10 protein-coding genes and 1 pseudogene are annotated in these 11,884 nt (G+C 66.3%); all 11 read right to left on the bottom strand.

What is annotated here, in order from left to right; genetic code table 11:
* Positions 1–12: 12 nt before the first annotated feature.
* A complete protein-coding gene (ftsA, locus tag LXM94_RS19430; RefSeq protein ID WP_235773117.1) occupies positions 13–1,347 on the bottom strand; it encodes a cell division protein FtsA in 1,335 nt (444 codons plus the stop codon).
* Positions 1,344–2,276 carry a cell division protein FtsQ/DivIB gene (locus LXM94_RS19425; protein ID WP_235773116.1) on the bottom strand — a complete coding sequence of 311 codons (933 nt, stop codon included), beginning with the start codon at positions 2,274–2,276 and terminating at the stop codon, positions 1,344–1,346. The genes ftsA and LXM94_RS19425 overlap by 4 nt, the downstream gene beginning before the upstream one ends.
* A complete protein-coding gene (locus tag LXM94_RS19420; RefSeq protein ID WP_235773115.1) occupies positions 2,264–3,190 on the bottom strand; it encodes a D-alanine--D-alanine ligase in 927 nt (308 codons plus the stop codon). Before LXM94_RS19420 ends, LXM94_RS19425 begins: the two co-directional genes overlap by 13 nt.
* A gap of 308 nt (positions 3,191–3,498) precedes the next feature.
* A complete protein-coding gene (gene aqpZ, locus LXM94_RS19415) occupies positions 3,499–4,185 on the bottom strand; it encodes an aquaporin Z (protein WP_235773114.1) in 687 nt (228 codons plus the stop codon).
* Between the two features lie 143 nt (positions 4,186–4,328).
* A complete protein-coding gene (murB, locus tag LXM94_RS19410; RefSeq protein ID WP_235773113.1) occupies positions 4,329–5,303 on the bottom strand; it encodes a UDP-N-acetylmuramate dehydrogenase in 975 nt (324 codons plus the stop codon).
* Positions 5,300–6,715 carry a UDP-N-acetylmuramate--L-alanine ligase gene (gene murC / locus LXM94_RS19405; RefSeq protein WP_235773112.1) on the bottom strand — a complete coding sequence of 472 codons (1,416 nt, stop codon included), beginning with the start codon at positions 6,713–6,715 and terminating at the stop codon, positions 5,300–5,302. Before murC ends, murB begins: the two co-directional genes overlap by 4 nt.
* Positions 6,712–7,836 carry an undecaprenyldiphospho-muramoylpentapeptide beta-N-acetylglucosaminyltransferase gene (murG, locus tag LXM94_RS19400; protein WP_235773111.1) on the bottom strand — a complete coding sequence of 375 codons (1,125 nt, stop codon included), beginning with the start codon at positions 7,834–7,836 and terminating at the stop codon, positions 6,712–6,714. Before murG ends, murC begins: the two co-directional genes overlap by 4 nt.
* 3 nt (positions 7,837–7,839) lie before the next feature.
* On the bottom strand, positions 7,840–8,994 hold the full coding sequence (gene ftsW / locus LXM94_RS19395; RefSeq protein ID WP_235773110.1) for a putative lipid II flippase FtsW: 1,155 nt from the start codon (positions 8,992–8,994) through the stop codon (positions 7,840–7,842).
* A gap of 9 nt (positions 8,995–9,003) precedes the next feature.
* Positions 9,004–10,404, bottom strand: a complete 1,401-nt coding sequence (gene murD, locus LXM94_RS19390; RefSeq protein ID WP_235773109.1) for a UDP-N-acetylmuramoyl-L-alanine--D-glutamate ligase — start codon at positions 10,402–10,404, stop codon at positions 9,004–9,006.
* Positions 10,405–10,411: 7 nt separating this feature from the next.
* Entirely contained in the window at positions 10,412–11,512 is a 1,101-nt protein-coding gene (gene mraY / locus LXM94_RS19385; RefSeq protein WP_235773108.1) for a phospho-N-acetylmuramoyl-pentapeptide-transferase, read from the bottom strand.
* 114 nt (positions 11,513–11,626) lie between these two features.
* Positions 11,627–11,884: pseudogene (locus LXM94_RS19380) on the bottom strand (UDP-N-acetylmuramoylalanyl-D-glutamyl-2, 6-diaminopimelate--D-alanyl-D-alanine ligase); the annotation flags it as partial.

Below are 11,884 nucleotides of genomic sequence, written 5' to 3'. Positions count from 1 at the left end.
CCGGAGCCACCGTCAAAAACTCTCCTTCAGCCACTGCCCCATGCGGGCGATGCGGCCGTTGCCACCTGTAAGCTGCGTGAGCACTCCGCCCTGCGCGGCATGTGTTTCCTGATCCGCCACCTGCGGATAGATCATCAGCCCGACGGCCGTCGAGAAGGCCGGCCCCTTGGCCGCCGACGGCAGGCCGGAGACGCCGAGCGGCCGGCCGATCCTGACATTGCGGGCGAGGATGCGGCGCGCCGCCTCGGGAAGTCCCGTGAGCTGGCTTGCGCCGCCGGTCAGCACGATTCGCTTGCCGACGATCGGCGAGAAGCCGGACTTCTGGATCCGGTCCCGGATGAGCTCGAGCGTCTCGTCGATGCGGGCGCGCACGATGCGCGAGACGAGCGCGCGGGGCACGTGCGTCGGCTGGTCGCGCTCGTCCTCGCCGATCGGCGGAACGGCGATCGTGTCGCGTTCGTCCGCACCGTTCGGCAGCGCCGAGCCGTGCACCACCTTCAGCCGCTCGGCGTCCTCGATGCGGGTCGAGAGGCCGCGCGCGAGGTCCGTCGTCACGTGCTGGCCGCCGAGCGAGACGGCGTCGGAATGCACGAGCTTGCCTTCCGCGAAGACGGAGATGGTCGTCGTCCCGCCGCCCATGTCGATGCAGGCGCAGCCGAGCTCCATCTCGTCGTCGACCAGCGCCGACAGGCCGCTCGCATAGGGCGTCGCGACGATACCCTCGACCGACAGGTGCGCCCGGTTGACGCAGAGTTCGAGGTTCTTGAGCGCCGGCCGCTCGGCCGTCAACACGTGCATGTCGACGCCGAGAACGTCGCCGTACATCGACAGCGGATCACGGATGCCGCGCTCGCCGTCGAGCGAGAAGCCGGTCGGGAGCGAATGCAGGATCGCACGATCCTGGCGTCGCAGCGACTGATGGCCGGCGGCCGTCAGCACCTTGCGAAGATCGGCCGCGTCGACCTCCTGGCCGCCGAGATCGATCGTCGCCGTGTAGATGTCGCTCTGCAGCCGGCCGGCCGACACGTTGACGATCAGGCTGTCGACGGTGAGACCCGCCATGCGCTCGGCGGCATCCACCGCAAGCCGCACGACGCTTTCGGCCACTTCCAGATCGGCGATGACGCCGGTCTTGACCCCGCGCGAACGCTGGTGGCCGATGCCGATGACCTCGATATTGTGGGTACGGCCCGGCAGGATCTCGCTTTCGGCACGCGGCGTCAGCCGGCCGATCATGCAGACGACCTTGGTGGAGCCGATGTCCAGCACCGAGACGATATGCGTCCGCTTGGAGCTCAGCGGCTTCAGGCGCGGCATGCCGAAGTGAGACGAACCGAATATGCTCATGTGCGATCCGCCAGCTTCTTGAGTTCCTTCGCCCGCTGTTCCACGGCGACCTTGCGGCGTTCGACCGCGCCCTCCGTCAGCCGGATGGTCGTGCGGTCCTCCAGGCGGAAGTCGACGGCCGCGATGTCGCGCTCCAGCACTTCGTGCTCGGCTTCCATCGCAGACAGCAGCTGCATGGCGCGCGGCACATTGTGCTCCGGCAGCCTGACGATGACGCCGTTCTTCAGCACCAGGTCCCAGCGGCGGCCGGCGACGCGGACATAGGCCTTCACGCGCTCCTTGATCCCCGGCCAGGCATCGACCGTGCGCGCAAACTCGGCAGCCGCCGTTTCGGCGCCGCGGCCGACGAAGAGCGGCAGGGCCGCGAACTTGTTGTCGCGCAGCGGCGCGATCACGCTGCCGTCGGTTTTGATGAGCGAAAGGTCGGAACCATGCTGCCAGATCCCGAAGGCCTCGCGCTCCTTGAGCACGACCTCGATGGTGCCGGGATAGACCTTGCGCACGGAGACGTCCTCGACCCACGGCAGCTTCGCGAGCTTCTCACGCGCTTCCTTCACGTCGAGCGCGATCAGCGACGTCGTGCCGTCGAGGCCGAGCTGCTCGAGAATGTCGATCTCCGAGGTCTCGCGGTTGCCGGAGACCTTCACGTCCTCGATGGCAAAGCCGCCGGCGGAGGTGACCGCCTGCGCGAAATCATGCGAATGGCCGCCGAGCGCCATGCCGTAGTAGCCGGTGGCGGCAAAGAACAGCACGACGGCGAAGGAGCCGGCGTGACGCGGAATATGCACCCGGCCGACGGCCAGGCTGACGGCGAAGCGCACGACGCGACGCAGGGGACGCGGCAGGACAAGGCCGGCCTCGACCTCGGAAAGGTCGGCGGCCGCCGGCTGGCGCGCCCTGCCCCTCTTTCGCCCGGTCAACGCAAACACGACGCGTCCTCCACGATCCACCTCAAGAACTCACCAAAGGAATGGCCGGCATTCTCGGCCATTTCGGGCACCAGCGATGTCGGGGTCATGCCGGGCTGGGTATTGATCTCCAGCCAGATGATCTCGCCGTTCTCCGAGAAACGGTCGTCGTAGCGGAAGTCCGATCTGCTGACGCCGCGGCACCCGATCGCTTGATGCGCCTTAAGTGCCAGTGTTTGTATTTTTTGGTAAATATTTGGTGAAATTTGCGCCGGGATGATGTGTTTTGAACCGCCCTTTACGTATTTGGAATCATAATCATAGAAGCTGTGGCCCTGCGGCACGATTTCGGTGACGCCGAGCGCCACGTCGCCCATGACGCCACAGGTCAACTCCCGTCCGTAGACGTAGCGCTCCACCATCACACGGTCGCCGTAGCGCCATTCGGCCGAGGTGATGACCTGCGGGGGATGGGACTGATCTTCCTTGACGATCACGACACCGAAGCTCGATCCCTCGCGGACGGGCTTCACCACGTAAGGCGGCTTGATGGGATGCGCCGAAGTGAAGTCGAAGCGGTTCATCAGCCGCTGCTCGGCGACCGGCAGGCCGGCAGCCTTGGCGACGATCTTCGCCTGCGCCTTGTCCATGGCAAGCGCCGAGGCGAGCACGCCGGAATGGGTGTAGGGGATCTGCAGATATTCCAGGATGCCCTGGATCGTGCCGTCCTCGCCGAACGGGCCGTGCAGCGCGTTGAAGGCGACGTCCGGCTTCATGTCCGCAAGCACGCTGGCGATGTCGTGGTCGACGTCGAGGCGGGTGACGCGGTAGCCTTCCGCCTCCAGCGCATCCGCGCAGGCGGTGCCCGACGAAAGGCTGACCGGCCTTTCCGACGAGAAACCTCCCATCAATACCGCGACATGCTTCGCATTCATGCACTGCTCCCGAGACGACCGCACTCTGCCCGAACTCGCTTGTGTGGACCTGAATCGACCGATGGCGACTCGGGCAAAGCGAGATGGTTCACTAGAGCGGCATTAAGGTTAATGAAGCGTTTACTTTCGTTAACCACCGGTCGGCGACCGGCCGCCGGAACACCGCCGGCGAATCAGGTCTGCAGCGATTCCGACCTTAGAATCAGAGAGTTGAGAGCCGCGCAAGGGGCGTCGGAAAAAGCCCGGCAGCAAAAAACCTGCCGCGGAAATCCGGGCGGGTTCTCAAAATGCGCGGCAGGAGCGCAGCGTCAGTCGCCCTCGCCCACGGCCTTCCACGCGATGGCGCCGAGAGCACCGCCGATGATCGGCGCGCCCCAGAACAGCCACAGCTGGGCGAGCGCCCAGTCGCCGACGAAGAGCGCGACGCCCGTCGAGCGCGCCGGATTGACCGATGTGTTCGTCACCGGGATCGACACGAGATGGATCAGCGTCAGCGCCAGGCCGATGGCGATCGGCGCGAAGCCGGCCGGCACCCGGCCGCTCGTTGCGCCGAGGATGATGAAGAGGAATATGAAGGTCATCACCACCTCCATCACCAGCGCCGCCGTCAGCGAATAGCCGCCCGGCGAATGCGCGCCATAGCCGTTGGACGCGAAGCCGCCGAGCTGAAAATCCGCCTTGCCGCTGGCGACGAGATAGAGCACCGCCCCCGCGACGACCGCGCCGACGACCTGCGCCAGGATATAGGGCAGGAGGCTCGATGCCGGAAACTTCCCGGCAACGGCGAGCCCGACCGACACGGCCGGATTGAAATGCCCGCCGGAGATGCCGCCGACGGCATAGGCCATGGTCAGCACGGTCAGTCCGAACGCAAGGGACACGCCGACGAGCCCGATTCCCACCTCGGGAAATGCGGCAGCCAGCACGGCGCTTCCACAACCGCCGAAGACAAGCCAGAACGTCCCCAAAAATTCAGCCGAGAGTTTCCTGATCATGCACGTACCCCCTCCGGATTTGCGACAATCGCACCGCGAGTCTCACGCCTGGCGTGCAATTGTCAAGCAATGGCGCAGGCGATTTCGTACCGCAGGGTATAACTGCCGGCAAGGCGTCGCCGGCAGGAAAAGGTCGTGGAGAGTCAGGCCGTTGCGCGGCCGAGGAACTCGCGCACCTCATAGCCCGGCATGAACTTGCCGATGCGCCTGATTTCCCATTGCAGCGTCACGCCGGAATGTTCGAGCACGCGCTGGCGGACCGTCTCGCCGAGATATTCGAGTTCGTAGCCCGTCGCCTGGCCGGTATTGATCATGAAGTTGCAGTGCATCGGCGACATTTGCGCGCCGCCGATCATCAGGCCGCGGCAGCCCGCCTCGTCGATCAGCTTCCAGGCGGAGTTGCCCTCCGGGTTCTTGAAGGTCGAACCGCCGGTCTTTTCGCGAATCGGCTGCACCGTCTCGCGATGCTGGCGCACGGCGTCCATCTTCTGGCGGATATCCGCCTTGTCGCCCGGCTGCCCCTCGAAGATCGCATGAGTGAAGATCAGCCCGTCCGGCGCTGACGAATGGCGGTAGCTGTAGCCCATGTCGGCATTCGACAGCACATGCCTGTTGCCCTTGCGGTCGACCGCGTGCACCTCGACGACGAGATCCTTCGTTTCACCGCCGTTGGCGCCCGCGTTCATGCGCAGCGCGCCGCCGATCGCACCCGGAATGCCGTAGTAGAATTCGAAGCCGGCGATGCCGTGATCGAGCGCCATCGCGGCGATGTTCTTGTCGGGGCAGATGGCGCCGGCCTTGATGCGGTTTTCGCCGATGAGCTCGACATCGCCGAACCCCTTGGCCGACGGCCGGATGACGATGCCCGGGATGCCGCCGTCGCGCACCAGCAGGTTGGAGCCCACTCCGGTGACGAGCACCGGAATCTCTTCCGGCACGAGCTTCAGGAAGGTGACGAGATCGTCGACGTCATGCGGATGGAACATCAGTTCGGCAAGACCGCCGGCGCGGAACCAGGTGACGCGGTCCATCGGCGCGTCGGGCGTCAGGCGGCCGCGAACGTCCTTGATGCCGTCGCCGAGCGACGCCAGGAGCTTTTCACCATCCACCTGCTTCATGCTGTCTTTCCTGCCAGTCCTGCGAGTTCGTTCGGGAGCGCGGCGGCCCAGTAGGTGATGCTGCCAGCCCCCAACAGAACCACAAAATCACCGGGCTTAGCAATGGCGGCGACGACAGGAGCGATGTCTTCCGGGCCTTTGACGGCACGTGCGTCGCGATGCCCGCCGGACTTGATGCGCGACACAAGTTCCGCGGCGCCGACGCCGTCGATCGGCTCCTCCCCGGCGGCGTAGATCGGCGCGATCATGACCGTGTCGGCGTCGTTGAAACAACCGGCGAACTCTTCGAAGAGGCTATGCACGCGGCTGTAGCGGTGCGGCTGGTGAACGGCGATGATGCGTCCGTTGCAGGCCTCGCGCGCGGCCCGCAGCACCGCCTTGATCTCGACCGGGTGGTGCCCGTAGTCGTCATAGACGTTGACGCCGTTCCATTCGCCCGTCTGGGTGAAGCGCCGCTTGACGCCGCCGAAGGACGCCAGGCCCTTGGCGATCGCCTCGGCCGAGATGCCGAGCCGGTTGGCAACGGCGATCGCGGCCGTGGCGTTCGAAACGTTGTGCCGGCCGGGCATCGGCAGCCGCAGGTCCTTGAGCGCGATCACCTGGCCCGTGCGCCGGCGGCGGATCTCCACGTCGAAAACCGAGACTGCGCCATCCATGCGGATATTGCCGAAGCGCACGTCGGCCTGCGGGTTCTCGCCGTAGGTGATGACCTTGCGGTCCTCGATCCGGCTCACCATCGACTGAACCTCCGGGTGGTCGAGGCACATGATGCCGAAGCCGTAGAACGGCACGTTCTCGACGAACTGCCGGAAGGCCGCACGCACGGCATCGAAATTGCCGTAGTGGTCGAGATGCTCCGGATCGATATTGGTGACGACAGCCACGTCGGCCGGCAGCTTGAGGAAGGTGCCGTCCGATTCGTCGGCCTCCACCACCATCCACTCGCCGGCGCCCATGCGGGCATTGGTGCCATAGGCGTTGATGATGCCGCCGTTGATGACGGTCGGATCGAGGCCACCGGCATCGAGCAGCGCGGCGACCATCGACGTCGTCGTCGTCTTGCCGTGCGTGCCGCCGATCGCGATGGCGTTGCGGAAGCGCATGAGTTCGGCGAGCATTTCCGCCCGGCGCACGACCGGCAGCAGCTTTTCGCGCGCGGCGATCAACTCCGGATTGTTCTTCTTGATGGCGGTCGAGACCACGACCACCTCGGCGTCACCGAGATTTTCCGCCGTGTGGCCGACGAAGACCGCGATGCCCTTGGCACGCAGGCGCTGCACGTTGGCGCTGTCCGACTGGTCGGACCCCTGGACGCGATGGCCAAGATTGTGCAGCACCTCGGCAATGCCGCTCATGCCGATGCCGCCGATGCCGATGAAATGGACGAGCCCTATGCTCTTCGGCATCTTCATGGCCGTCTCCCCTTGAATTCCGCGATCGTTGTGCCGCCCGCAATAGCCTCAACCATCGCGGCGAGCAAGCGCGCGGCGTCCGGTTTGCCCGCCTTTCGGGCGTTCGCCGCCATGGTCGCCATGGCGTCCGGTTTTTTCATCGCATCGGCGATGAGGCCCGACAGGCGCTCCGGCGAAAGCTCGGCCTGGGCGATGACCTCGGCCCCGCCGGCGGCGGCAAGGGCCGCGGCATTGGCCGCCTGGTCGTGATCGAGCGCATAGGGATAGGGCACGAGGATCGCCGGCCGGCCGATCACCGAGAGTTCCGAGACGGTGGAGGCGCCGGAGCGGCAGAGCACAAGATGCGCGGCGGCGATGCGCTCCGCCATGTCGGTGAAGAAGGGCGAGACCTCGGCATCGATGCCGAGCTTCTCATACATCGCGACGACGCCTTCGCGGTCTTCCGGACGCGCCTGCTGGGTAATCTGGAGCCGCGCGCGCTTGGCCTCGCTCAGCCGGGAGACCGCCTGCGGCACCGCCTTGGAGAAGAACTGGGCGCCCTGGCTGCCGCCGAAAACGACGAAGCGGAAGGCCTCGCCGTCGTGCGACGGCGCATAGGGTATGTCGGCAGCCGCCAGCACGGCCGGGCGCACCGGATTGCCGGTCGTCACGGTCTTCTCCGCATGGGCGCCGCCGGTCTCCGGCAGAAAACCGCCGGCGATCGCCTTGACGCGCGCCGCGAGCGCCTTGTTGGCGCGCCCCATCACTGCGTTCTGCTCGTGGATCATCGAGGGAATACCGAGGCCGGTCGCAGCCAGCAGCGGCGGGACGGTCGGATAGCCGCCGAAGCCCACCACGACGGCGGGTTTCAGCGTTTTCAGCAGCCGCCGCGCCGCGCGAAGTCCCTGCCAGAGCGTGAAGAGCGACCGCACGACCGAAACGGGGTTCTTCGAGCCGATCGTCGCCGACGGCACCACATGGACCTCGTCGGCCGGAAACTTGCCCGCAAAGCGCTCCGCGCGGCTGTCGGTGACGAGATGCACGCTCCAGCCGCCGGCCTTCAGGTCATGCGCCAGAGCCTCGGCCGGAAACAGATGGCCGCCGGTCCCGCCGGCGGCAAGCAGGATGATGCCCTTTGCCATGGTTCACTCCGCCGGCGCCATGATGCCGCTTCGGAAGAGGCTGCGCTCGGAGGCGCGCTTTTCCGGACGGTGGCGCGTCAGCGCGAGGATGAAGCCGGCGGTCACGCAGATCGCCAGCATCGAGGAGCCGCCATAGGAGATGAGCGGCAGCGTCATGCCCTTGGCGGGCAGCAACTCGAGATTGACGCCGATATTGATCATCGACTGCGCGCCGATCTGCAGCACGAGGCCGGCGACGGCGAAGCGCGTGAAGTCGTTGCGTTCCTTCATCGCATGATTGAGGCCGCGCAGCACGACGAAGGCGAAGACGGCGACGATCACCATGCAGAAGATGATGCCGAACTCCTCCGCCGCGACGGAGAAGATGAAGTCGGTGTGGCTGTCCGGGATGATGCGCTTGACCGTGCCCTCGCCCGGTCCCTGGCCGAGCCAGTCGCCGCGGATGATCGCCTCGCGCGCCGTATCCATCTGGAACGTGTCGCCTTCGCCGGTCAGGAACCGGTCGATGCGCCCCGCCACATGCGGAAAGAGCAGGTAGGCACCGACGAAGCCGCCGACCGCCGCACCGCCGAGCAGCATGATCCACACCCAGGGCATGCCGGCCATGAAAAACATGCCGCCCCAGACGGCGGCCGTCAGGATCGTCTGGCCAAGGTCCGGCTGGGCGACGAGAAGCGCCGCGACGATGCCGAAGAGGATGATCGCGAAGAGATTGCCCGGAATGTCCGGCTGGCGCGCATGCTCGGCGAAAAGCCAGGCGCAGATGACGACGAAGGCCGGTTTCATGAATTCCGACGGCTGGATCGAGAAGCTGCCGATCGATATCCAGCGCCGCGACCCCTTGACCTCCACGCCGAAGAACAGCGCCAGCACCATCATGCCGAGCGCGACGACGAGCAGAAGCATCGCAGTGCGCCGCACCTGGCGCGGCGTCAGGAAGGAGATGGCGATCATCACGGCGATCGACGGGATCAGGAAGACGGCGTGCCGCTTGACGAAGTGGAAGCTGTCGAGCCCGAGCCTTTCGGCGACCGCCGGGCTCGCCGCAAAGGACAGCATGAAGCCGATCCCCATCAGCACCACGAAGGCGGCGAGAAAGAACCTGTCTATCGTCCAGAACCAGTCTGCGACGGGACCCCGTTCGGCGCGGCTAACCATGACGTTTCCCTATCCTTTTCTGTCGACCAGCATCGTCATGCCGGGCAGCTCCGCCACATGCGCGACGAACGCTTCGCCTCTGACTTCGAAGTTCTTGTACTGGTCGAAGCTTGCGCAAGCCGGGGACAGGAGCACGACGGAGCCCGATCCCTCCTTCTCGGCCTCCGCCGCCGCATGCCGCACGGCCCGGTCGAGCGTGCCGGAAATTTCATAGGGCACGGCCTCGCCGAGCGTCGCGGCGAAGGCCGGCGCCGCCTCGCCGATGAGATAGGCCCTGGCGATGCGCGGGAAGAAGCCGGACAGCGTCGTGATGCCGCCCTCCTTCGGCAGTCCGCCGGCGATCCAGTGGATGCGCTCGAAGCTCGACAATGCCGGCGCGGCGGCATCGGCATTGGTCGCCTTGGAATCGTTGACGAAGAGCACGCCGCCGCGCCGGCCGACCGGCTGCATGCGGTGCTGGAGACCGGGAAAGCTTGCGAGCCCCGCCCGGATCTCGTCCTCGGCGAGCCCGACCGCCAGGCAGGCGGCGATGGCCGCGGCGGCATTCTGCGCATTGTGGCTGCCCCGCAGGGTCTGGATTGCCGAAAGGTCGGCGACCGCGCGCGCCGTTCCGCCCCGCGCGATCATCAGCCGCGTGCCGTCAGCATAGATGCCGTCGGCCAGCGGGTTGCGCCGCGAGATGCGCTCGACGCGCGTTCCGGCCCGCTCGATCCGGTCGGCGATCAGCGTGCAGTAGGTGTCGTCGACGCCGACGATCGCCGCGCGGCTGCCGGCGACGAGCCGCTCCTTGACGTCGGCATAGTGCTGCATCGTGCCGTGGCGGTCGAGGTGATCCGGCGTGAGGTTGAGCAGGATTCCGGCCGACGGATCGATCGTCGGCGCGAGGTCGATCTGGTAGGAGGAGCACTCGACGACGTAGAAGCGGCCCGCCTTCGGCGGATCGAGGGTGAGCACGGCAGTGCCGATATTGCCGCCGAGCTGCGTGTCGCGGCCGCTCGTCTTCAGGATATGCGCGATCAGCGCCGTCGTCGTCGACTTGCCGTTCGTGCCGGTGATGGCGATGAAGGGGCAATCCGGCGCATGCGCCCGCCGTTCGCGCACGAAAATCTCGACGTCGCCGATGATCTCGGCGCCCGCCGCCCGCGCAAGGTCGACGGTCCAGTGCGGCTTCGGATGGGTGAGCGGTACGCCGGGGGAAAGCACGAGGGCGGCGACACCGCCCCAGTCAGCCGCCCGCAGGTCGCCCGTGCCGATGCCGGCCTTTGCGGCGTTGTCGACGCTGCCGGGATTGTCGTCCCAGGCAATCACGGTCGCGCCGCCGGCCTGCAGCGCCATCGCCGTCGCGAGCCCGGAACCACCGAGCCCGAAGAGCGCGACCGTCTTTCCCTTGAAGGTGGAGGCCGGGATCATTGCCGCCTCACCGCAGCTTGAGCGTCGAGAGGCCGACCATCGCGAGGATGACCGCGATGATCCAGAAGCGGATCACCACCTGGCTTTCCGTCCAGCCCTTCTTCTCGAAGTGATGGTGGATCGGCGCCATCAGGAACACGCGCCGGCCGGTGAGCTTGAAAAATCCCACCTGGATGATGACGGACATGGTCTCCATGACGAAGAGACCGCCGACGATTGCCATGACGATCTCGTGTTTCGTAGCAACGGCGACCGAGCCGATAAGGCCGCCGAGCGCCAGCGAGCCGGTGTCGCCCATGAAGATGGCGGCCGGCGGCGCATTGAACCACAGGAAGCCGAGACCCGCGCCGATCACGGCGCCCATGATGACGGCGAGCTCGCCCGTGCCGGGCACGAAATGGATCTGCAGGTAGTTGGCGAAGACCGCGTTGCCGGCGAGATAGGCGATGACGCCGAAGGAGGCCGCCGAAATCATGACGGGCACGGTGGCAAGCCCGTCGAGACCATCGGTCAGGTTCACCGCATTGCCGGCCGCGACGATGACGAAGCCGCCGAAGAAGATGAAGAAGATGCCGAAATTGAGCAGCAGGTCCTTGAAGAACGGGAAGGCGACCGACGAGCCGAAAGTGGAGCCGGACGTTCCGGCCGCAAGCGTCGCCTGCATCATGAAATAGGTGGCGATGCCGGCGATGACGAATTCGATGCCGAGCCGCGCCTTGCCGGAAAACCCTTTCTCGGTCTGCTTCGTGACCTTGAGATAGTCGTCGTAGAAGCCGATGGCGCCGAAGCCGAGCGTCACGAGCAGCGTCGCGACCACGTAGACGTTGGAAAGGTCCGCCCAGAGCAGCGAGCTACCGACGATGCCGGCGAGGATCATGATGCCGCCCATGGTCGGGGTGCCGGCCTTCTTGAAATGGGTCTGGGGGCCGTCGGCGCGGATCGGCTGGCCCTTGCCCTGGCGCAGCCGCAGCGACGAGATGATGCGGGGACCGAACAGGAAGACGATCAGCGCCGAGGTGAAGAGGGCCGCGCCCGTGCGGAAGGTGATGTACCGGAACAGGTTGAACACCTGGACGGTATCCGCCAGTTCGACAAGCCAAATCAGCATTCTCAGCCTTTCCCCGCAGCAGCGGCGCCCCGACGCGGGAATCGCCGTATGAAAGAATAGTCGCACTAAACCCTACGTGTGAGGTCCGGCAGGCTCTCCCCCCGCCAATCCCCATCAAATTCCGGAGGAATCGGCCTCCGCCGGTGGAAATGCCGCGATCAGGGCGTCGACGATGCGGCTGAAGCCGGTTCCCTTCGACGACTTGACGATGACCACGTCACCCGGGCGCACCGCCTTTAGCGCAAAGGGCAGCATCTCGTCGACGGACGGCCGGTATTCGACGCGCGCCGCGCCTTCCAGCGCGTCGCGCAGTGCCGCCATGTCCGGCCCGCCGATCCAGACGTCCTCGATGCCCGCCTCCTGCAACGGCCG

The organism is Rhizobium alarense (assembly GCF_021555155.1).
GTDB classification, from domain to species: Bacteria; Pseudomonadota; Alphaproteobacteria; order Rhizobiales; family Rhizobiaceae; genus Rhizobium_D; species Rhizobium_D alarense.
Note: the sequence above shows the minus strand (reverse complement) of the source record. Positions and strands in the feature narration are given on the sequence as shown.

Bases quoted from the DNA above. Each gene is read 5' to 3' on its own strand.
- ftsA (WP_235773117.1), bottom strand. From the start codon at position 1,347: ATGAGCATATTCGGTTCGTCTCACTTCGGCATGCCGCGCCTGAAGCCG.
- LXM94_RS19420 (WP_235773115.1), bottom strand. From the start codon at position 3,190: ATGAATGCGAAGCATGTCGCGGTATTGATGGGAGGTTTCTCGTCGGAA.
- aqpZ (WP_235773114.1), bottom strand. From the start codon at position 4,185: ATGATCAGGAAACTCTCGGCTGAATTTTTGGGGACGTTCTGGCTTGTC.
- murB (WP_235773113.1), bottom strand. From the start codon at position 5,303: ATGAAGCAGGTGGATGGTGAAAAGCTCCTGGCGTCGCTCGGCGACGGC.
- murC (WP_235773112.1), bottom strand. From the start codon at position 6,715: ATGAAGATGCCGAAGAGCATAGGGCTCGTCCATTTCATCGGCATCGGC.
- murG (WP_235773111.1), bottom strand. From the start codon at position 7,836: ATGGCAAAGGGCATCATCCTGCTTGCCGCCGGCGGGACCGGCGGCCAT.
- ftsW (WP_235773110.1), bottom strand. From the start codon at position 8,994: ATGGTTAGCCGCGCCGAACGGGGTCCCGTCGCAGACTGGTTCTGGACG.
- murD (WP_235773109.1), bottom strand. From the start codon at position 10,404: ATGATCCCGGCCTCCACCTTCAAGGGAAAGACGGTCGCGCTCTTCGGG.
- mraY (WP_235773108.1), bottom strand. From the start codon at position 11,512: ATGCTGATTTGGCTTGTCGAACTGGCGGATACCGTCCAGGTGTTCAAC.